General features: G+C 68.8%; 25 protein-coding genes. 14 read left to right on the top strand and 11 right to left on the bottom strand.

Going from position 1 to position 19,947, the window contains the following annotated elements; all coding sequences use genetic code 11:
- Positions 1–84: 84 nt before the first annotated feature.
- Complete coding sequence (locus HDA39_RS26980; RefSeq protein WP_184799743.1) at positions 85–1,266, top strand: tyrosine-type recombinase/integrase; 1,182 nt, start codon at positions 85–87, stop codon at positions 1,264–1,266.
- Positions 1,267–1,464: 198 nt separating this feature from the next.
- Positions 1,465–1,902 (top strand): hypothetical protein, encoded by a 438-nt coding sequence (locus HDA39_RS26975; RefSeq protein ID WP_184799741.1) that lies wholly within the window; start codon positions 1,465–1,467, stop codon positions 1,900–1,902.
- A 24-nt stretch (positions 1,903–1,926) separates the two neighbouring features.
- On the opposite strand, the gene smpB is transcribed toward HDA39_RS26975, so the two are convergent.
- The 4 genes from smpB to HDA39_RS26955 all read right to left on the bottom strand — a co-directional run bounded on the left by smpB (position 1,927) and on the right by HDA39_RS26955 (position 3,810).
- Entirely contained in the window at positions 1,927–2,409 is a 483-nt protein-coding gene (smpB, locus tag HDA39_RS26970; RefSeq protein ID WP_184799739.1) for an SsrA-binding protein SmpB, read from the bottom strand.
- Positions 2,410–2,446: 37 nt separating this feature from the next.
- Complete coding sequence (locus tag HDA39_RS26965) at positions 2,447–2,839, bottom strand: SRPBCC domain-containing protein (protein WP_184799732.1); 393 nt, start codon at positions 2,837–2,839, stop codon at positions 2,447–2,449.
- Complete coding sequence (locus tag HDA39_RS26960; protein ID WP_184799730.1) at positions 2,836–3,387, bottom strand: dihydrofolate reductase family protein; 552 nt, start codon at positions 3,385–3,387, stop codon at positions 2,836–2,838. The genes HDA39_RS26965 and HDA39_RS26960 overlap by 4 nt, the downstream gene beginning before the upstream one ends.
- Before the next feature lie 135 nt (positions 3,388–3,522).
- Positions 3,523–3,810, bottom strand: a complete 288-nt coding sequence (locus tag HDA39_RS26955; protein ID WP_184799728.1) for a DUF1905 domain-containing protein — start codon at positions 3,808–3,810, stop codon at positions 3,523–3,525.
- 110 nt (positions 3,811–3,920) lie between these two features.
- Here HDA39_RS26955 and HDA39_RS26950 point away from each other — a divergent pair, with 110 nt between their 5' ends.
- The gene (locus HDA39_RS26950; protein ID WP_184799726.1) at positions 3,921–4,715 is read left to right on the top strand and encodes an LLM class flavin-dependent oxidoreductase; all 795 of its coding nucleotides are present in this window, start codon (positions 3,921–3,923) and stop codon (positions 4,713–4,715) included.
- Here the strand turns inward: HDA39_RS26950 and HDA39_RS26945 are convergent.
- Positions 4,669–5,532 (bottom strand): alpha/beta fold hydrolase, encoded by an 864-nt coding sequence (locus tag HDA39_RS26945; protein ID WP_184799724.1) that lies wholly within the window; start codon positions 5,530–5,532, stop codon positions 4,669–4,671. The genes HDA39_RS26950 and HDA39_RS26945 overlap by 47 nt on opposite strands.
- Before the next feature lie 95 nt (positions 5,533–5,627).
- Between HDA39_RS26945 and HDA39_RS26940 the strand changes: the two genes are divergently transcribed.
- A complete protein-coding gene (locus tag HDA39_RS26940; RefSeq protein ID WP_184799722.1) occupies positions 5,628–6,308 on the top strand; it encodes an HAD-IA family hydrolase in 681 nt (226 codons plus the stop codon).
- Here HDA39_RS26940 and HDA39_RS26935 read toward each other — a convergent pair.
- Entirely contained in the window at positions 6,305–6,676 is a 372-nt protein-coding gene (locus tag HDA39_RS26935) for a VOC family protein (protein ID WP_184799720.1), read from the bottom strand. The genes HDA39_RS26940 and HDA39_RS26935 overlap by 4 nt on opposite strands.
- 210 nt (positions 6,677–6,886) lie before the next feature.
- Here HDA39_RS26935 and HDA39_RS26930 point away from each other — a divergent pair, with 210 nt between their 5' ends.
- From HDA39_RS26930 to HDA39_RS26920, 3 genes are read left to right on the top strand one after another with little or no spacing between them, the layout of a single operon-like run.
- Positions 6,887–7,300, top strand: coding sequence for a VOC family protein (locus HDA39_RS26930; RefSeq protein ID WP_184799718.1), 414 nt, complete (start codon positions 6,887–6,889; stop codon positions 7,298–7,300).
- Positions 7,301–8,173 carry an alpha/beta fold hydrolase gene (locus HDA39_RS26925; RefSeq protein ID WP_184799716.1) on the top strand — a complete coding sequence of 291 codons (873 nt, stop codon included), beginning with the start codon at positions 7,301–7,303 and terminating at the stop codon, positions 8,171–8,173.
- A gap of 60 nt (positions 8,174–8,233) precedes the next feature.
- Positions 8,234–8,734: a DinB family protein gene (locus HDA39_RS26920; RefSeq protein ID WP_184799714.1), complete on the top strand. Its 501-nt coding sequence runs from the start codon at positions 8,234–8,236 to the stop codon at positions 8,732–8,734.
- Here HDA39_RS26920 and HDA39_RS26915 read toward each other — a convergent pair.
- The gene (locus HDA39_RS26915) at positions 8,731–9,699 is read right to left on the bottom strand and encodes a 2-hydroxyacid dehydrogenase (RefSeq protein ID WP_184799712.1); all 969 of its coding nucleotides are present in this window, start codon (positions 9,697–9,699) and stop codon (positions 8,731–8,733) included. The genes HDA39_RS26920 and HDA39_RS26915 overlap by 4 nt on opposite strands.
- 135 nt (positions 9,700–9,834) lie before the next feature.
- On the opposite strand from HDA39_RS26915, the gene HDA39_RS26910 reads away from it, so the two are divergent.
- From HDA39_RS26910 to HDA39_RS26900, 3 genes are all read left to right on the top strand, one after another.
- Positions 9,835–10,845: a magnesium and cobalt transport protein CorA gene (locus HDA39_RS26910; protein ID WP_184799710.1), complete on the top strand. Its 1,011-nt coding sequence runs from the start codon at positions 9,835–9,837 to the stop codon at positions 10,843–10,845.
- 87 nt (positions 10,846–10,932) lie between these two features.
- Positions 10,933–11,865 carry a hypothetical protein gene (locus HDA39_RS26905; RefSeq protein WP_202893133.1) on the top strand — a complete coding sequence of 311 codons (933 nt, stop codon included), beginning with the start codon at positions 10,933–10,935 and terminating at the stop codon, positions 11,863–11,865.
- Positions 11,866–11,925: 60 nt separating this feature from the next.
- A complete protein-coding gene (locus HDA39_RS26900; RefSeq protein ID WP_184799707.1) occupies positions 11,926–12,360 on the top strand; it encodes a VOC family protein in 435 nt (144 codons plus the stop codon).
- A 37-nt stretch (positions 12,361–12,397) separates the two neighbouring features.
- Here the strand turns inward: HDA39_RS26900 and HDA39_RS26895 are convergent, their stop codons facing one another.
- Complete coding sequence (locus HDA39_RS26895) at positions 12,398–13,519, bottom strand: glycosyltransferase (protein ID WP_184799705.1); 1,122 nt, start codon at positions 13,517–13,519, stop codon at positions 12,398–12,400.
- A 37-nt stretch (positions 13,520–13,556) separates the two neighbouring features.
- Here HDA39_RS26895 and uppS point away from each other — a divergent pair, with 37 nt between their 5' ends.
- Positions 13,557–14,333, top strand: a complete 777-nt coding sequence (uppS, locus tag HDA39_RS26890; RefSeq protein WP_184799704.1) for a polyprenyl diphosphate synthase — start codon at positions 13,557–13,559, stop codon at positions 14,331–14,333.
- A 21-nt stretch (positions 14,334–14,354) separates the two neighbouring features.
- Here uppS and HDA39_RS26885 read toward each other — a convergent pair whose 3' ends face one another.
- Positions 14,355–14,843, bottom strand: coding sequence for an Lrp/AsnC family transcriptional regulator (locus HDA39_RS26885; protein ID WP_184799702.1), 489 nt, complete (start codon positions 14,841–14,843; stop codon positions 14,355–14,357).
- Positions 14,844–14,963: 120 nt separating this feature from the next.
- Between HDA39_RS26885 and HDA39_RS26880 the strand changes: the two genes are divergently transcribed.
- Genes HDA39_RS26880 through HDA39_RS26870 form a run of 3 tightly spaced genes read left to right on the top strand, consistent with a single transcriptional unit; the run spans position 14,964 to position 18,305 of the window.
- Positions 14,964–16,052, top strand: a complete 1,089-nt coding sequence (locus HDA39_RS26880) for a thiamine pyrophosphate-dependent enzyme (protein ID WP_184799700.1) — start codon at positions 14,964–14,966, stop codon at positions 16,050–16,052.
- Position 16,053: 1 nt separating this feature from the next.
- Positions 16,054–17,040: an alpha-ketoacid dehydrogenase subunit beta gene (locus HDA39_RS26875; protein WP_184799698.1), complete on the top strand. Its 987-nt coding sequence runs from the start codon at positions 16,054–16,056 to the stop codon at positions 17,038–17,040.
- Positions 17,037–18,305 carry a 2-oxo acid dehydrogenase subunit E2 gene (locus HDA39_RS26870; protein WP_184799696.1) on the top strand — a complete coding sequence of 423 codons (1,269 nt, stop codon included), beginning with the start codon at positions 17,037–17,039 and terminating at the stop codon, positions 18,303–18,305. The genes HDA39_RS26875 and HDA39_RS26870 overlap by 4 nt, the downstream gene beginning before the upstream one ends.
- On the opposite strand, the gene HDA39_RS26865 is transcribed toward HDA39_RS26870, so the two are convergent.
- Positions 18,302–19,012, bottom strand: a complete 711-nt coding sequence (locus tag HDA39_RS26865; protein WP_184799694.1) for a TetR/AcrR family transcriptional regulator C-terminal domain-containing protein — start codon at positions 19,010–19,012, stop codon at positions 18,302–18,304. The two genes, HDA39_RS26870 and HDA39_RS26865, sit on opposite strands and share 4 nt — an antisense overlap.
- 61 nt (positions 19,013–19,073) lie before the next feature.
- A complete protein-coding gene (locus tag HDA39_RS26860) occupies positions 19,074–19,868 on the bottom strand; it encodes a S1 family peptidase (RefSeq protein WP_184799692.1) in 795 nt (264 codons plus the stop codon).
- Positions 19,869–19,947 lie beyond the last annotated feature (79 nt).

Genomic DNA, 19,947 nt, shown 5'->3' with positions numbered 1-19,947 from the left:
CTTTGATCAGCCTGGTATAAGCCTGGACTTCTGACGCCAGACAGAGCGAAGCTCCTGCTCCGTTACACGAGTTGGGAGATGGTCATGGCAAGCATCGAGACCCGATCAGGCACCCGCCGCACGTCCTACGTGGTGCGCTACCGAGACGACACGGGCAAGCAGCGGGCCAAGTCGTTCGACGCCTACAAGGACGCCCTTGCGTTCAGCAACAAGGTCGAGGTCCAGATCGCCGAGGGCGACTACATCGATCCCAAGCTGGGCCGGACGTTGTTCGGTGACTTCCACGCCCGCTGGGTGGCTGCCCGCAAGGTGTCCCGCAACCGCACGGTCACCGAGGCCAGCCAGGCGAAGTGCCACATCCTGCCCCGCTGGGCCAACGTGCCGCTTAGCCGCATCAGGCCGCTCGATGTGGACGCCTGGGTCAACTCGATCGCGGCAGGCCCGCACACGGCCTCCAGTGCCCTCCAGCAGTTCAAACACTGCCTGGATGATGCGGTCCGCGAGAGTCTGATTCGCGCCAATCCTGCAGCGTCCACGAAGCGACCCAAGCTGCCGAAGAAGCGGGTGACGACCGCCGATGTGCTCGACGCAACCGAGCTCTACGCGCTGGTCTGCGAGATGCCCTGTCAGTGGAAGGCGCTCGTCTACCTGTCCGGCTGGCTCGGCTGGCGCTGGTCGGAGGCGATGGGCCTGCGTGTGAAGGACTTCGACTTCGAGAGTGGAGTCGTCTACATCGGACGCGAGACGGCGACAGAAACGTCAGGCCGGATCGAGCGCAAGGAGGGCGGCAAGACCGATGCGTCCGTCCGTACGGTGCCGTTGCCACAACCGGCCGCCATCATGGCTAGGTGGCACATCACGTACGTCCTGGACAACCCCCGGCCGGACGGGTTGATGTTCGTCACAGCGACCGGCACAACGCCGCTACGTTCCAACTTCGCCAGACTGCTCAAGGATCGGAAGGTCAAGGGCAAGCTCATCCCCGGTGCCATCAGCAGGGCTGGCCTGGCCGGACGTGGCGTCAACATGCGTCAGCTGCGCCACACGGCCGTCACACTCATGCTTTCGATGGGCCTGGACATCCTCGACGTGCAGGAGCGGATCGGCCACGCGCAAGGCTCTACGACACTCGACATCTACGGGCGGGTCCTGTCCATGCGGCGCAAGTTAGGCACCGACCTGATGGCCGCCGCGATGACAGAAAACATGCGCACGCGTTTTACACAGCCCAGGCCAGAAATATCGGTTGAATCGGCCGCAGCCTGATGCATCAGTCGCCCGGATCTAGGCGTAAAACAGCCGATATTGCGGGCTATCGGCAACTAAGTCTAAGCCGGGTTACTACCCTCGTAATGAGAAGGTCGTCGGTTCGATTCCGACAGGCGGCTCCACCAGAACCCCCAGGTCAGAGGGCAGTTTCCTCGCCCGGGGGTTTCTTCATTCCGGCTCCGCTAGCATCGCCCGATGGCAGTGACGGCGTCTGGGGTGTTCCGGCGGACCGCGATCGAGCGGTCGGACCAACGAGTCTCCTGGGAGCGGACGGACCAGGCCTTCTTCTCGAGCGGTGCGTGCCACGTGCTCGCCTGGACGTGCCGGGATTTTTATCCCGATCAGGAGATTGCCTTGGCGGCGCTGTACCTGGGTGACTTCGAGCATCCGTTGCACGTCTACGCGCGGTGGGGGGCGTGGGCGTTCGACGCGTCGGGGTGGAACCTCGAGGCCGAGCTCCTCCAGGCCAACAGCGACTTCGAGGGTCTTCCGGTTCGTGAGGTGGAGACGATCAGCTGTGGTCTTCGGGAGTTCTGCGAAGCGCATGTGCATCGGCAGCCGCATCAGTACTGGGCAGACCCGACTGAACGCGCCCGCGCCTACGTGGCCCGCTACGACCCGCCCTGGCTCTAGGCCGTACCCCGGCGTCCTACTCGATCAGTCCGGGCGGCCCTTGAGGCGGCGGTGGAGGATGCGTTCGGTCTCCCGGGTGGCTTCGCGTTCGGCGAGGGCGTGGCGTTTGTCCCAGGTTTTCTTGCCGCGGGCCAGGGCGATCTCGACCTTGGCGCGGCCGTCCTTGAAGTACAGGGTGATCGGGACGATCGTCAGGCCGCTCTCGTTGACCTTGCGCTCGATCTTGTCGATCTGGGCGCGGTGCAGCAGCAGTTTGCGCTTACGGCGTGAGCCGCCCTCGAACCAGCGGGCCTGCGAGTACTGCGGGATGTGGACGCCGTGCAGCCAGAGCTCGCGGTCCTCGATCTGGGCGAACCCGCCGACCAGCGAGGCCCGGCCGGCGCGTAGGCCCTTCACCTCCATGCCCTGCAGCACGATCCCGGCCTCCCAGGACTCGCCCAGCTGGTACTCGTGGGCGGCCTTCCGGTTGCGCGCGATCACGGGGTTGGCCTCGGGCTTCTTCTTCACACACAGATTCTGCCCTGCCGGCGTCACCGGCCGACAGCTACGTGGTGTGGCGGGCGATCTGGTCGAGCATCGCTTCGACGGCGGATCGATCAGCGGGGGATGTCGCTGGGCCGGCGTACGCGTAGGTGAGCACAGTGCCGTCCGGGGCGTCGGCGAGGGTGATCGTGACCTCCTCGTTGGCGCTCGGGTGGAGGACCACCCGGCGGGGTGGCTCGACGGCGCCGTATCCGACCGTGAAAGGGATCTCGGTGCTGCCGTCCTCGGCCACCATGACGGCTTGGGCGGTGCCGCCGGGGTGAGCGTTGATGTGGACCTGCTCGGTGCGGAAGCCGGGGACCACGAACCACTGCGAGAACGGCGTCGGCTCGGTGAAGAAGCGGAAGAGCTGGGCGGGAGTCGCGGTGAAGGTGCGGTGGAGTTGGTAGGTCACTTCGCACCGCCCGCGGTGTAGGAGAGTACGACGACGCCGGAGGCGAGTGGCTTCGCGCCGGCGTACTGGAGGTGGGCGGTCAGCCCTTCGGTGTGCAGCCGGTCGTCGGCGGTCCCGACCCCGGCGAACGACGGGTGGTACCAGAGGTGCAGCTCGTCCAGCAGACCCTCCGCGAGCAGTGTCTTGGCGACCGGGCCGAAGCCGTGCATGAGGATCGAGCCGCCGTCCGACGACTTGAGGCGACGGACCTCGTCGGTCAGCGAGCCGGTGAGAACCTCGGTGTTCTCCCAGGTCGGGTCGGTGAGGGTCGTCGAGGCGACGTATTTCGGGAGCGCGTTGATACGTGCGGCGTACTCGCCGTCGCGGCCGGGCCATGCGCCGGCGTACACCTCGTACGACCGTCGGCCCATCAGCATCGCGTCCGCCTCGGTGAGCTGCTCGAGGGCCAGCGCGTCGGAGTCCGCGTCGACGAAGTCGAAGTGCCAGGTGTCCATGTGATTGACCACGCCGTCGAGGGTGACGAACGTCGAGTTCACGATCTTGCGCATGGAGAGCGCCTCCAGGAGTTCGGTTGTCTGTGCCTTCATCCTGGGTGCGGGCCGGATGCCGCTGAAGGTCCGATTCCGAGGCTGTGGAGTGAACCACTTCGAGTGTCCTGGACCCGCAGGACAGACGCTGAGGCCTCAGAGGGCGATGTGGAGGGTGGGGGTGATGGTTCGGCCTTCCTCCAGGGACTCGGCTTTGCGGATGGCGTCCTTGAGGGGGAGGTAGTACTTGCCGTCCTTGGGGAAGAGGGCCGTGGTCCACTCGGTGCTGCCGATGTGGGCGGTGACGGGGATCATGCCCCAGCCGTAGCTGACCGACGTGGACGTGGCCTGGATGTCGGTGGACTCGTCCTCGGGGACGGCGACGAAGTAGAAGGGGGACGGGCCGCGCCAGTAGAAGATCTCGCCGGTGAAGGTGACGTCCATGGGGGCAGGATACGCAGGCTGCGCGGACCGGTGAAGGATCGGCAGGGCTTATCGAAGTGATCGGGATTCATCGCTTTTCTTACTGCACCGGCGCCGCTTAGCGTCGGGGCATGAAGCGTGCGCTGTGGTTCCCGTTGTTCGACGAGTTGGCCGATCCGGTGGTGGTCGCGGAGATCGCGGCCGAGGCGGAGGCGGTGGGGTGGGACGGGGTGTTCGTGTGGGATCACGTGCGGTGGCGGGAGCCGGTGCGGGCGGTGGCTGATCCCTGGATCACGATGGCGGCGATCGCCACCGCGACGCAACGGCTGGAGTTCGGGCCGATGGTCAGTGCGATCACGCGGCGTCGGCCGGTGAAGCTGGCACGGGAGACGGCGACGCTGGATCGGTTGAGCGGTGGGCGGTTCGTGCTGGGCGTCGGGCTGGGGAGCGATCGGTTCGCGGGGGAGTTCTCCAGGACCGGCGAGGAGTGCGACGACCGGATCCGGGGGCGGATGCTGGACGAGTCGCTCGGGATTCTTCAAGCTGCCTGGTCGGGGGAGGTTGTCGAGCATCAAGGCGAGCACTACACCGTGGACGGGATCCAGTTCCTGCCGACGCCCGTACGGCGGATCCCGGTCTGGGCCGCCGGCTTCCCGGGCAACCGGCGGCCGTTGGAGCGGGCGGCGCGGCTGGACGGGTTCTTTCCGGTCAACCTGAGTTCGGCCGACGAGTTCGCCGAGGCGGTGGGGAAGATCGATGCCTTGCGCAACAAGACGACGCCGTACGACTACGCGGCCGAGCTGGAGCCGGGGCAGGACGGGACGCCGTACGAGCGGGCCGGGGCCACCTGGTTGCTGCGGAATTTCGATCCTGCGACGGTTACTGTCGACCAGGTTCGTGGTGTGCTGCGCGATGGGCCGGGGTGAAGAAGTCGTCGACGGTCGCGGCGAAGGCGGCGGGGTCGTCGAGCCAGGGGAAGTGGCCGGAGGCCGGCTGGATGGTGAGGGTCGCGTGGGGGAAGAGCGCGGCGTACGCCGTGGCGAAGGCCGGCGGGGTGCCGACGTCGGTCTGGCCGGAGACGACGAGGACCGGGTTGGTGAAGTCGGTCAGACAGCTCGTCGAAGGGGTCAGCTCCGAGGCGTAGATCGCGGCGGCCTTCTCGTTCTGCTGCGCGGGTGTCGCGGCTTCGAGGGCCTGGGCGGCGGCGTCCCAGCGGCCGTGGGAGAACGGGCGGATCGCCTGCCAGAGGTCGTCGGTGAACGTGCCGGAGGTGATCTGCTCGAGCGCGGCGTACGCGTCGGCGAACCACGGCTCGGAGGCGCGTTGGCGGGCGGTTTCGAGGCGCTGCTCGGCGGTGATCGTGAGGCCGACGGCGAACGCGCTGGGCGAGATCGCGGCGTACCGGCGGACGCGGTCGGGGTGCGCGGCGAGGTAGAGCGCGGCGAGGTTGGTGCCGGCCGAGTGGGCCAGGAGGTCGAGCTGGTCGAGGCCGAGGTGGTTTCGGAGGACTTCGAGGTCGGCGACCTGCCGTTCGACCTGGTACGACGTGGGGTCGGCGGGGGTCGCGGAGTCGCCGGTGCCGCGGAGGTCGAGTTTGACTAGCTGGTTCGCCAAACCGCCGCCGAGGTCGCCGAGGTAGGCGGAGGCCTGCATCGGGCCACCGGGGATGCAGACGATGGGGTCGCCGTCGCCGATCAGGTGGTAGGCGAGCTCGGTGCCGTCGTACGAGGTGAAGGTGGGCATGCGGCCGACCATGGCAGCGGGAGCGGCGCGCGGCAACCGAGTATCAGGTCGACGGCGATCGACTGAGCTTGCTCGGCGTCTGTGACACTGGGGCCGTGACGGTTGCGGAGATGTTGCGCGGGAGCCGGGTGGTGCTGCTCGACTTCGACGGGCCGGTGGCCGACCTGTTCCCCAAGGGGAGTGGGAGCGGGATCGGTGATGCGGCGCGGGAGCCGCTCGATCGGGCGGGGGTGGAGCTGCCGGACGCCGTACGGCGGACTGTCGAGCATCTGGTCGTGCTGGAGTTCGCCGGGGCTCATGCGCCGGGGTGTGTCGAGGACGTCGAACGGGCCTCGGTGGCGGGTGAGATCGCGGCGGCGGGTACGGCGCCGGTGACGGCCGGGGTGGTCGAGTTCCTCGACGCGTGCGCGGAGACGGGGCGGCCGGTGGTTGTGGTGAGCAACAATTGCGAGCCGTCGATCGTGCGGTGGCTCGAGCGTGAGGGACTGCAGGGGCAGGTTGCAGGTGTGGTGGGTCGCCCGTTCGGGCGGCCGGGGTTGATGAAGCCGAATCCCGCGTTGCTCGACGGGGTATTGAAGGAGCTGGACGTTCCCGCCGAGAGCTGTTTGATGGTGGGGGATTCGGTGAGCGACATCGAGTTCGGGCGGCGGGTGGGGGCTCGGTCGGTGGGGTATGCGAAGTCGGCGGAGCGGGGTGCTCAGCTGGCCGAGGCTGGTGCTGATGCGATCACGGACGACATGGGGCGGCTCGCCGCGGCGTTGCGGTCTGTGGGTTAGGCCCGCTCGGCCGCGCTGCGTTCGATACAGAACTCGTTGCCCTCGGGGTCGTGCATCGTCACCCAGCCCGGGCCCTCGGGTGTGCGGTGGTCCTCGTGGATCGTCGCGCCGAGCGTGAGTAGCCGCTCGACCTCCTCGTCGCGCGTCCGCTCGTCGGGGACCCAGTCGAGGTGGACCCGGTTCTTGACCGACTTGCGCTCCGGCACGGCGATGAACAGCAGCCCGGGAAGCGGCGCCGGCGCCTCGACCAGCACCTCGTCGTCGCCCGGCTGGTCGATCGCCGACACCGGCCAGCCGGTCGCCGTACTCCAGAAGACCGCCAGCTGGTAGGGATCAGCCGCGTCGATCGTGAGGTGCCGAGGAATCATCGCCACACCCTAGTCGGCGCCCGGTCGGCCCGCTGGGAATTTCCCGGGCCCGCACCATTAGTTGTCCTAGGCAAGCACTACGGAGCGGGCTGGAACGGTGACGTGACGAGGTTGTCGTGGAACTGTGGGGCTGAGGCATCGCGGTGGGGGTGCGGGCGGGTCTAGGGTGCGAGGCATCTGGAGGTCGGTTCGGGTCAAGGGGAGTGTGTGATGGCGTCTCGGCTCAATCCTTACATCGCGTTCGACGGGCAGGCCCGGGAGGCGATGGAGTTCTACCGGCAGGTCTTCGGGGGTGAGCTGACGCTCAGCACCTTCGGGGAGTTCGGGGCGACCGACTCGCCCGACGCGGACAAGATCATGCACAGCCAGCTGGAGACCCCGAGCGGGTACACGGTGATGGGGTCCGACGTCCCGGAGGGCATGGAGTACACGCCCGGTACGAACGTCTCGGTCAGCCTCAGCGGCGACAACAGCGACGAGCTGCACGGGTACTGGGACCAGCTCGCCGAGGGCGGCACGGTCTCGGTCCCGCTGGAGAAGCAGATGTGGGGCGACGAGTTCGGCATGTGCGTCGACCGGTTCGGCATCGCCTGGATGGTCAACATCAGCGGTTCGCAGGCCTGATTGGCCACCCTGCACCTGCCGGACGGGCGGCAGGCCCAGTACTGGGACACGGGCGTCGGGGAGACGGTCGTGTTCTTCTTCCACGGCTGCCCGGACACGCGGCACGCGGCGTTCCCGGGGGCCTCGGCGGCGCGCGCGTACGGCGTACGGCTGGTTGCGGTGAATCGGCCGGGCTACGGGGCGTCGGACGTCGCGGCGTCGGACCATCTGTCGGTCGCGGACGATGTCGCGGCGGTGGCGGACCGGCTGGGGATCGGGCGGTACGCCGTCCTGGGGATGTCGGTCGGTGGGCCGTACGCGCTGGCTTGTGCGGCGCGGCATCCCGATCGGGTGACGCGCGCCGCGGTGGTCGCGAGTCCGGCGGTGGTGCCGGCGCTCGACCCGCCGTACCACCGGGACGATCTGGCGGCCGAGCAGCAGGAGTTCTTCGCGGGGATCGCCCAGCTGGGGGTCGACGAGTCCGTCGAGCGGATCCGGCCGGACTTCACGGCGTACGTCGAGCAGCTCGATCCGGGCGATCCCGACGACGAGGCGCTGGCCGCGCGGTGGACGACGGGGCATCCGCCGCTGGACTCGAAGTGGTTCGCTCAGCAGTCGCCGGCAGAGCTGGCGGCGGCCGCGCGGGAGGCCTTGGTGAATCTGGCCGGGTATCTGCGGGATGCCGCGATCTCCTTCAGGGACTGGGGTTTCCGGCCTGAGGACGTCACCTGTCCGACGACGGTCTGGCACGGCATGGCCGACCCGCAGGTCTCGATCCGCAACGCTCGCTGGCTCGCCGAGCATCTCCCCGACGCCCAGCTGGAGCTGCGGTCGACGGCGCATCTCAGCACGCTGCACAGCCATTGGCCGGAGTTGCTCACCGCTCTGCGTTAAATCAGTTCAGGTCTCGCGGCTTCACGCGTTAGCGTCGAAGGCGACGATCGGAGACCGAGCATGCACGACGTGTTGACGGATGCGGTACGGCACAACAACTGGGCGACCCAGCAGCTGATCGCGTTCTGCCGGGCGCAGGACTTCACTGCCGAGCAGCTGGAGGTGACCGGCGTCGGCACGTACGGCGGGATCCTGGCGACGCTCGACCACATCGTGCGCTGCGACGGGAGCTACGTACGCCGCCTGGCGCAGCGGGAGCTGGACTTCGTCGACAGCGACGAGGTGGCCGACCTCGACCTGCTCGAGCGGTGGAACGAGGAGTGCCGCGTCGTCTGGGAGGACGTCCTGGCCCACCCGATCGAGGTCGAGCGGGTCGTCATCATCGACGACAACACCCGCGGCACCCGGGCCGGCATCTTCATCGCCCAGTCCCTCAACCACGCCAACCACCACCGCGAACAGGTCAACGCCATCCTGACCGGCTTCGGCATCGAACCCCCCGACACCCAAGCCTGGGAGTACGCCTGGCACACCCGCCGCATCTGGGACCTGGAGAACTAGAGGTCTTTCCGTACCAGGTCCGCGGACTCCTGGACAGGGGTGATCGGTACGCCGTGGTCGAACCAGCTGACCAGGTTTTCGACGACCAGGCGGCCCATGGCGTCGCGGGTGGGGATGGTGCCGGAGCCGACGTGGGGGAGGAGGACGGCGTTGTCGACCTCCAGCAGGCCGGGGTGGATCTCGGGCTCGTGCTCGAAGACGTCGAGGCCGGCGCTCAGGATCGTCTTGGACTTCAGGGCGTCGACCAGGGCGGACTCGTCGACGACGGTGCCGCGGGCGACGTTGATCAGGATGCCGTCGCGGCCGAGGGCGGCGAGGACCTCGGCGTCGACCAGGTGCTTGGTCTCCGCGCCGCCGGGGATGACGATCATCAGGATGTCGCTCGCGGCGGCCAGCTCGACCAGGGTCGGGTAGTAGTCGTAGGCAACGTCCTTGCGGTGACGGTTGTGGTAGGCAACGGAGATCCCGAACGCCGCGGCGCGGTGTGCGATCGCCTCACCGATCCGGCCGAGGCCGAGGATGCCCATCGTCCGGCCGCTGAGCGTTGCCGGAGTCAACGGGTACGGCCGCTCGGTCCAGCGCCCGTCGCGCAGGTACCGCTCGGCTGACGACAGCTCTCGCGCGGTCATCAGCAGCAGTCCCATGGCGGTGTCGGCGACCTCGTCGTCCAGTACGCCGGGGGTGTTGGTCACCACGACACCGCGCTCAGCAGCGGCGACCGCGTCGATCTTGTCGTACCCGACGCCGAAGCTCGCCACGATCTGCACGTTCGGCAACCGGTCCAGGTAGGCGCCGTCGATCGCCGTACCGCCGTTGGCGATCGCGACGACGTCCTTGCCCCGTTCCTCGAGCACAGCGGCGGGATCGTCGGCCTCCCACAGGCGGATCACCTCGAAGCCGTCGGCCAGACCGTCCGGCACCGAGCGGTTCATCGGACCGGGCATCAACACGAGCGGGCGGGCCATCGGATCTCCCTGAAGTTCACTGCGACTTTGTCAGGGCAAGCCTATTCCGCGCGGCGGTGCGGGGTCAGGATCGGTCCAAGGACCGGCGCGCGAGGCCGGCAGGCCCGGCGTACCGGGCCGGAGAGGAGCCGTTCCATGATCGTCGACTGCGCCCACTACAAGGACGGCCGCCGTCAGCACGTCGGTGCGATGTCGGTCCAGGAGGCGGCGGCGTGCTGCCGCGAGGGCGGGTTCGTCTGGCTCGGCCTGTTCGATCCGACGCCCGAGGAGCTCGACCAGGCGAGCGAGAGCTTCGGGCTGCACGAGCTGGCCGTCGAGGATGCCCAGACCTTCCACCTGCGCCCGAAGGTCGAGCCGTACGAGGGTGACATCCGGCTCGTCATCCTACGCACCGCCCGGTACGACGACGCGCGCGAGGAGGTCGACTTCGGCGAGGTCAGCGTGTTCGTCGGGCCGGCGTTCGTGATCACCGTCCGTCAGGGCGCGGCGAGTGAGCTGCACGGCGCCCGGTCCCGGCTGGAGCAGCGGCCGGAGCTGCTCGAGAACGGGACGAACGGCGTGCTCTGGGCGATCCTCGACCAGGTCGTGGACAGCTACGGCCCGGTCGTCGCCGAGCTGGAGCGCGACATCGAGCAGGTCGAGCGGACCGTGTTCGCGGGCTCGGTGGCGCCGACCGAGCGGATCTACTTCCTGCGCCGCGAGGTGACCGACTTCTACCGCGCGGTGCACCCGCTGCTCGCCGTACTCGCGACTATCGAGCGCGGTGCTCGAAACACTGACCTGCTGCCCTACTTCCGGGACGTGCGCGACCACCTCGTGCTGGTGAACGAGGAGGTCGCCGCCCAGCGGGACCTGCTGGCCACGGTGCTGGAGGCGAACATGGCGGTGATCTCGGTCGAGCAGACCAAGGTGAGCGTCCAGCAGAACGCCACGATCGAGCAGCTGACGATCCTGTCGACGGTGTTCCTGCCGCTGACCTTCGTGACCGGGTTCTTCGGGCAGAACTTCGGCTGGCTGGTCGACCACGTCGGCGGACGCGGGGCGTTCTTCGGGCTCGGCTTCGGCGGGCTCGCGCTGCCGTGTATCGCGTTGCTGATCTGGTTCAAGCGGCGACGGCGGCACGTGACTGACTCGGCACTTGGCTGACGCGACAGGTTCATGCGGGGGACGGCGGTTGTTCCGGCGTACGGCGGAGGCTGCCGGAGGCGTTTCCGTTCCCCTCCGGAGGTCCTGATGAAGAAGCTCCTCGTCCTGGTGGCCGTGGCGGCCGCGGCTGTCCCTTCCCTGGCGGCCGCGGCGCCGGCGGCCGTCGTACCGGCTGCTGTCGTTGCCTCGGTCGACCCGCCGTCCTTCGTGGCGACGCCGGTGAAGTCGTTCCCGGCGTTCGACGCCAACCAGGCGGTCGCGGTCGACGCGAAGTACTTCTACGCGGTGAACAACCGGACGATCACCAAGCACGACCGGCGGACCGGTGAGCCGCTGCTGCAGTTCGCCGGCGACCTCGACGGGCCGTTCGAGCACCTGGACAGCGCGGCCGTGGTCGGCAGCAAGCTGTACGCCGTGCACTCGAACTACCCCGAGTACCCGATGGAGTCGTCGATCGAGGTGTTCGACACCCGCACGATGCGGCACGTCGGCACGCACAGCTTCGGGATCGAGCGCGGCTCGCTGACCTGGCTGGACCGGCACGACGGCGCGTGGTGGGCCGGGTTCGCGAACTACGACAACCCGCGCGAGGACGGTTCCGGCGAGCTGTACGGCGAGACGTACAACACCCAGGTGGTGAAGCTGAACGACAAGTTCGAGGTGGTCGCGGGGTGGACCATTCCGAAGACGATCCTCGATCGCTTCAAGCCGATGAGCAACTCGGGTGGGTCCTGGGGGCCGGACGGGCGGCTGTGGCTGACCGGGCACGACCTCGGCGAGGCGTACGCGATGAAGCTGCCCGTGGCCGGGTCGGAGCTGCGGTGGGTGGCAACGGTCGACCTGCCGGACGTGCAGGGGCAGGGCATCGCGTGGGACCGGTCGACGGCGAAGAACCCGACGTTCTGGGCGATCAGCCGGCCGGCCAAGCAGGTCCGCAGCTTCACGATGCCGCTGCGGTCGATCGTCGACCCGGTCGCGAAGGGCTGGCAGGTGAACGGGCCGGGGTCGTTCCGGCGCTGAATGCGTTTTTGGGTGGAGTAGCGGTCACGAACTGGCCGCTACTCCCGGCAGGATGAAGACATGACCGAGAACAGCAGCACCCCAGTCGCCACCCTGCACGTCTTCCTCTCCTACCGCGGTGCCCCGGCCGCTCTGCGCTGGCTGGAGAAGGCCTTCGGGTTCGAGGTGACGATGGAGTTCCCCGACGACAAGGGCGGGATCATGCACGCCGAGGTCCGGTACGGGACCGGCGTCGCTTTCAGCGTCTTCACCGACGAGGTCGGCTACGACCGCCCGGCCCGCAAGGGCGACACCCGCGGATCCGGCCTGTGGATCTCGGTGGAGTCGGAGGAAGCCGTCCAGGCCCTCCACGCGAGCGCAACAGCCGCCGGCGCCGAGTCGATCTGGGCACCGGAGCTGACCGAGTGGGGCAACTACCGCTGCCGCGTCGCCGACCCGGAGGGCTACGAGTGGACCTTCGGCACGCATGTACCGGGGCAACCGCAGTCCTGGTGATCCGCGGCGGGCCCGGCCGCAACCGGGCCTGCTCGGCTCAGGCGAGGGACTCGATGAGGGGAACTGCTTGTGCGACCTCCGGTAGGGCGTTCAGCTCTGCCTGCAGGCGCTGTGCGGCTTCGACGTAGTTGCTGTTGGCAAGTACTTCGGTGGCTGCTTGGGTGACGTCGGCCGGGGTGAGGGTTACCGGGTCGAGGGCCGCGCCTGCGCCGAGGGTGAGGAGGCGTTGGGCGTTGTGGGGTTGGTCGGCGCCCAACGGGAGGACGATCGACGGGAGGCCGTGGGCGAGGGTGCCGAGGATGCTGCCGGAGCCGCCGTGGGAGATGACGAGGTCGCAGGTTGGGAGCAGGTCGTCCTGGGGGATGAAGCGTTCTACGCGGATGTGGGGTGGTTGGGGGCCCAGGGCGGCGGGGTCGTTGCGGTCGCCGACGGTGACTACGACGTTGGTGGACAGGTCGCGGAGGCCGGTGAGGACTCGGGTGAAGAGGTCGTCGGTGTCGGGCTGGAACAGGGTGCCGAGGGTGAAGTAGACCGTGGGAGTGTGGGGTTCGGCGGGCGGGATCTCGGCGGTTCGGTAGGAGAACGCGTTCGGCGGCAGGGGGTGCGACGGGTGGCGGAAGCTCGGGGGGAACGGCGAGAGGGTCAAGCCGCCGTCGAGGAAGGCGAGGTCGGGGTCTGGTGGGAGGTTGTGGTCGGCTCTGACCTCGCCTAGCGGGCCGGCCAAGAGGTCCTTGCGGAGAAGGGCTCCTGAGGCGAGGACCAGGACTGTTGTGCAGGGGATGCCTAGTTTCTCGGCGGCGACTGCGGTGCCGAAGTCGGCTTCGTCGCGGACGATGACGTCGGGTTTCCAGGACGTCGCGATCTCGAGCAGGGCGGCCGCGTGGCGGCGGGCGCCGGGGCCGCCGAAGGCTGCAGCGAAGTGCTGTTCCTCGGCTGCGGGGTCGGCCGGCTGGAGCGGCTCGGGGATTGGTGGCGGAGCGTCCGCGGGGCGGGGGCCGCTGGTGGCGAAGGTGGTGAAACCGGCGGCTTCGACGGTCGGTGTGACCTTGCCGGATCCGGCGACGCGAACCTCGTGGCCGGCTGCTTCGACCGCGCGGGCGATGGGGACGAGCGGCCGGAAGTGCCCGATGCCCCCGATGAACGTGAACAGGATCCGCATCCGACGCACAGTACCGGCGGGCGGATAGGTTTTGTGGATGGCGATCAACGACGTGCTGTACGGGATGTACAAGTGGCGGCTCCGGCGGCAGCTCGCGGGCAAGCCGCGGCCGCGGCACGTCGGGCTGGTGATGGACGGCAATCGCCGCTGGGCGCGCGGGCAGGGGCACGCGAACCCGAGCGTCGGGCACCGGTACGGCGCGATGCACGTCGAGAACGCGCTCGGCTGGTGCGAGAACGCCGGCGTCCAGCACGTCACCGTCTTCGTCTGCTCGACCGAGAACCTGGTCAAGCGCGGCAACGAAGAGGTCCTGTACCTGATGAAGCTGATCGAAGAAGTCGTCACCACGCGCCTGACCGAGCCGGGCGGCCGCTGGCAGGTCCACGTCGCGGGCCTGATCGATCTGCTGCCCGACACCACCGCCCGCGCGCTGAAGGACGCCGTCGAGGCGACGAAGGACATCGCGACCGGCAACCACGTCACCCTCGCCATCGGGTACGGCGGCCGCCAGGAGCTCGTCGAGGCGGTCCGGTCGCTGCTGGAGTCGGAGGCCCGGGCGGGCAACGACCTCGACTCGCTCGCCGACACGCTCGAGGCCGACGACATCACGAAGCATCTCTACACCGCCGGGCAGCCCGATCCTGACCTGATCATCCGCACCAGCGGCGAGCAGCGGATGTCCAACTTCCTGCTCTGGCAGTCGGCGTACTCGGAGCTGTACTTCTGCGACCCGTACTGGCCGGCGTTCCGCGAGATCGACTTCCTCCGCGCGCTGCGCTCGTACGCCGCCCGCCAGCGCCGCCGCGGCGCGTAGCCGCAGTACGTCGTACGAGCGTCAGAGCGTCCCGAGGTCCTCGAAGATCAGCGCCGTGCGGGTGCCGAGCACCTCCGGGATCGCCTGCAGCTTCTCCAGTACGACGCGACGCAGCCCCTCGTTGTCGGCGGCGCGGACCAGCAGGATCGCGTCGAAGTCGCCGCCGACCAGGGCCATGTGCTTGATCTCGGGGATCGTCTGCAGCTGTTCGCGCAGCGCCCGCCAGGAGCTCTGGCGGAGACTGAGGGTGACGTACGCCGACGTCGCGAGGCCCAGTTTCAGCGGGTCGACCGTCGTCGTGAAACCGGTGATGACGCCGGTCGCGGTGAGGCGCTCGACGCGGGCGTAGGCGTTGGCGCGGGAGATGTGCACCTGGTCCGCGAGCGCCCGGATCGAGAGCCGTCCGTCCTGGGTCAGAGCCTCGACGATCTGCCGGTCGAGCTCGTCCAGCGCGGGGGCGACGACCATCTGTCCAGGGCGCTGGGCGGCGGTTAGCACTTCTTCGGACATTCTGCTCCCTCTTCAGCCTGGCATCAGAGCCGATCGTCTCGCAATTCTGCAGGGTCTGGCAGCGAATGGCCAGAAGTACGACGATGAGGCATCAGTCCGTCTCCCTGTAGGAGGGCTCTTGTGTCCACCGTTGAGGAGCGTCTGCTCCCCTCCGCCGAGCCCGTCCGGCTGATCGACGAGCACGGCGCCGCGCACCCGCACACGTCGTACCAGCTGCCGTCCGCGGAGACGCTGACCGACGGTTACGCACAGTTGGTCAAGGGCCGGCGGCTCAACGACCAGGCCAGCGCGCTGGTTCGCCAGGGCCGGCTCGCCGTCTACCCGTCCTCGCACGGCCAGGAGGCCTGCCAGGTCGCGGCGACGATGGTGATCGAGGAGCGCGACTGGCTGTTCCCGACGTACCGCGACACGGTCTCGATCGTGAGCCGCGGCGTCGACCCGATCGAGACGCTGACGCTGCTGCGCGGCGACTGGCACTCCGGGTACGACCCGCACGAGCGCAACGTCGCGCCGCAGTCCACGCCGCTCGCGACCCAGCTGCTGCACGCGGTCGGCGTCGCGCACGCCGCGCGGCTGAAGGGCGAGGACACCGTCGTGATGGCGCTCGTCGGCGACGGCGGGACCAGCGAGGGCGACTTCCACGAGGCGCTCAACTTCGCCGCGGTCTGGCAGGCGCCGGTGGTCTTCTTCATTCAGAACAACGAGTACGCGATCTCGGTGCCGCTGGCCAAGCAGACCGCCGCGCCGTCCCTGGCGCACAAGGGCATCGGGTACGGCGTACCGGGTGAACGGGCCGACGGCAACGATCTCGCCGGGCTGCTCGCCGTACTGGGGACGGCTGTCGAGCGCGCGCGGGCCGGCGAAGGGCCGCAGCTCGTGGAGGCGCACACGTACCGGGTGCAGGCGCACACCAACGCCGACGACGCGACGCGGTACCGCGACGACGCCGAGGTCACGCCGTGGCTGGAGCGGGATCCGATCAAGCGGCTGGATGCCTATCTGAGTGGTGCCGGGCTGCTGGACGACGCCCGTCGGGCCGCTGCGCTTGCCGAGGCGGACCGGGTGGCCGAGTACACGCGGGTGGGGCTGATGGAGGACGTGCAGCCGGATCCGGCCGAGCTGTTCCAGCACTTGTACACGGTGCAGACGCCGCAGCTGCGCGAGCAGGCCGCGTTCCTGGCCGACGAACTGGCTCGTGAGGAGGCCTGAGATGACGCACGTGAAGCTCTCCATGGCGCAGGCCCTGAACCAGGCGCTGCGCGACGCGATGCGGGCCGACGACACCGTGCTGATGTTCGGCGAGGACGTCGGCGCGCTCGGCGGTGTGTTCCGGGTGACCGACGGGCTGACCGCCGAGTTCGGCGAAAGTCGTTGCTTCGACACCCCGTTGGCCGAGTCCGGCATCGTCGGCACCGCGATCGGGATGGCGATGAACGGGATGCGGCCGGTCGTCGAGATGCAGTTCGACGCGTTCGGCTACCCGGCGTTCGAGCAGGTCGTCAGCCACGTCGCGAAGATGCGCAACCGGACCCGCGGCAAGATCACGCTGCCGATGGTGATCCGGATGCCGTACGCCGGGGGCATCGGCGGCGTCGAGCACCACTGCGACTCGTCCGAGGCGTACTACGCGCACACGCCGGGGCTGACCGTGGTCGCGCCTTCGACCGTGGCCGATGCGTACTGGCTGATGCGGCGGGCGATCGAGTTCCCGGATCCGGTGATCTTCCTGGAGCCGAAGAAGTTGTACTGGGCCAAGGAGGAGATCGATCTCGGAACCCCCGAGCCGGGGATCGGGAAGGCCGTCGTACGGCGTGAGGGCGCGGACGCGACGCTGATCGCCTATGGGCCTACTGTGCCGGTCGCTTTGGAGGCCGCGGAGGCTGCGGCTGCCGAGGGGCGGTCGGTGGGAGTCGTGGATCTTCGGTCGATCGTTCCCTTTGACGACGAGACGGTGTGTGCTGCGGTGCGGTCGACTGGGCGGGCTGTGGTGGTGGCCGAGGCCTCGGGGTTTGCTTCGGTGTCGTCGGAGATCGTTGCCCGGGTCACCGAACGGTGCTTCCACTCGCTGGCGGCGCCGATCCGGCGGGTGACCGGGTTCGACATCCCGTTCCCGCCTCCGCACCTGGAGCGGCACCAGCTGCCGTCGGTGGACCGGATCCTTGACGCCGTTGACGATCTGCAGTGGGAGGACTCGTGAACACGTTCCTGCTGCCGGACCTCGGCGAAGGGCTGACCGAGGCGGAGATCGTGCGGTGGTTGGTTGCTGTCGGCGACGTTGTGGCTGTCGACGCGCCGATTGCCGAGGTGGAGACCGCGAAGTCGTTGGTGGAGGTGCCTTCGCCGTACGCCGGGGTGGTGACCGAGCTGCATGGTGCTGAGGGGTCGACGATCGACGTCGGTCAGCCTTTGATCACGATCGGGTCTGCTGCTGGTGAGGCCTATCGCGAGGAGGAGAAGGCCGGGTCGGGGAATGTGCTGATCGGGTACGGGACGCCGGAGAGTGCGGGGTCGGGGCGTCGGCGGAAGGCTCGGGTGAATGGGCAGCCTGCGGCTGCGAACGGTTCCGCGCTGGCAGTTGCCGAGCGGCCCGCGGTTGTTGCGCGTGCGGTGCCGTTGGTGATCTCGCCCCTGGTCCGCCGGATCGCGAAGGATGCGGGGCTTGATCTGAGGAGTTTGCAGGGGTCGGGTGCGGGTGGATTGATCGTGCGCCGGGATGTGGAAGCTGCTGTGGCGGCGCGTACTCCTGCTGTGGTTGGGGATTCGCGGACCGGGCTGCCTGAGCTTCGGCGTACGACGATGAACGGGTTCCGGAAGACCGTCGCGGCGACGTTGAGTCGGAGCCGGTCGGAGATCCCCGAGGCGACGACCTGGGTGGACGTCGACGCGACCCCGTTGGTCGAGCTGCGGGCTTCGATGCGCACGGCAACTGATCCCGGGCCGGGTCTGCTCGCGCTGATGGCGCGCTTCGTGGTCGCCGGGCTGCGCAAGCACCCGGAGCTGAACGGTTTCGTCGACGGTGATGATCTCGTTCAGTACGACGGCGTCAACCTCGGGCTGGCCGCTCAGACCGACCGCGGCCTGGTCGTGCCCGCCGTACCGAACGCGCACACGCTCACCGCTCGCGAGCTGGACGGCGAGATCCGCCGCCTGACCGCCGCCGCCCGCGACGGCAAGCTCACCGCGCACGAGCTGTCATCGGGGAGCTTTACCCTCAACAACTACGGCAGCTTCGGCGTCGACGGCAGTGCGGCGATCATCAACCACCCGCAGGTCGCGATCCTCGGCGTCGGCCGCATCATCGACCGCCCCTGGGTCGTCGACGGCGAGCTGGCCGTCCGCAAACTCACCCAGCTCTCCCTCGTCTTCGACCACCGAGTCTGCGACGGAGGAACAGCAGCAGCCTTCCTCCGCTTCGTCGCAGACGCCTTCGAAAACCCCACCTCAGCTTTCGCTGATCTCTAGGAAAGACGACGAGGACGCAGGCCTACGAGGATGACTCGTAGGCCTGTGGTGAAGCGGGCGGTGGGGCCGGCGGGGTTGTCCGGCGTGAGGTAGGCGGTCAACGCTTCGGGCTCGATGTCCAGGTGCTGGCCGGCGGCGTTGGCCCAGGTGGGGTCGGGGAGGCCGCTGCGGTGGATGGTGGAGTGCCAGGCGGCGTCGGTGACGGCGGCGCCGATGATGTAGTGGAAGACGGCGGAGACTGCGGCGTCCAGGTGGATGTTCTTGAAGCCGGCGGTGGTGAGGATTTCGACCAGGCGGGCGGTGTAGGTCTGGTAGTTGGGGCCGAGGCCGGCGTGGGAGGCCAGGAGTTGGGTGGCCCAGGGGTGGCGGTCGAGGGCTTCGTACGCCGCCAGGCCCAGGACGGCGAGCTGGTCTCGCCAGTCGCCGGCGTCGTCGGTGGGGACCAGGGCCCCGGCGAGGATCTCGTCGACGGCTAGTTCCAGGAGGTCGTTCTTGGTGGCGACCCGCCAGTAGAGGGCCGACGTCGCGGCGGTGCCGAGTTCGACGGCGACGCGGCGCATCGAGAGACCGTCGAGGCCCTCCTTGTCGAGGATGCCGATCGCCGCACCGACGATGTCCTCGCGGGTCAGCGGGGCCCGGGTCGACGAAGGTTCCGCTCGCAGCCAGACCGAGCCCAGGGCCGTCTTCTCATCAGCTTCACGTGCCACCGGCGACACACTAATACGCCGTACCAGAACCTGGTACGGCGTATCAGTCGCGTGTCCCGAGCTAGTTGTTGATCTGCGCCGTCAGCGCCGAGGCGTACGTCGCGACCTCGGCGTACACGCCGGGGTTGCCCGCGTCGGCGCAGCCGATGCCCCACGACACGACCCCGAAGAGCCGGCCGTTCAGCACGAGCGGGCCGCCGGAGTCGCCCTGGCAGGAGTCCTTGCCGCCGGCCTTGTAGCCGGCGCAGATCTCGCCGTTGGCGACGTACCCCTCATCGGCGTACACCTGACCGCAGTACGAGTCACCGAGCACCGGCACGGTCACCTTCTGAAAGGTGTCGGCCGGGCCGGTGCCCTCGGTCTCGCCGTAGCCGTAGACGACCGACTGCGCGCCGACGGCGTCGGCCGAGCGGCTGGTCTCCAGCGGCAGGGTGGCCACACCGGTGAACGGCGTGGTCAGCGTCAGCACGGCGACGTCGTGGCCGGCCACCCGCCCGTACTGCGGGTCCTTCCAGATCTTGGAGATCTTCGAGGTCTTGCCGGCGGTAGTGCTCAGCCGGTCGCGGCCCTGGATCGCGGTGTAGGTGCTGATCGGCTGGGTCACGCAGTGCGCGGCGGTGACGATCTTGTTCGCCTTCACCAGCGTCGCGCCGCAGTACTGGCCGCTCGGCACGGGGGACCGGCTGTTGTTCAGCGCGATCGCCCACGGGGCCTGGGCGGTGCTCGCCGTCGTACCGCCGACGATGTTGGTTCCCGGTGTCACGCGGGCCTCGGCGGCGCCGACCGCACCGGCCGACGCGACCGCGACCATCACGGCGACCAGGGCCGCACGGGTGAACTTGAGCTTTCCTGACATGCTCACACTCCAGGTGTCGTCGGCCGCATTGGGCGGTTGCGGCCTCTGACCAAGAAGAGTCGTCCCCTCACGGTCCGTG

The organism is Kribbella italica (assembly GCF_014205135.1).
GTDB classification, from domain to species: Bacteria; Actinomycetota; Actinomycetes; order Propionibacteriales; family Kribbellaceae; genus Kribbella; species Kribbella italica.
Note: the sequence above shows the minus strand (reverse complement) of the source record. Positions and strands in the feature narration are given on the sequence as shown.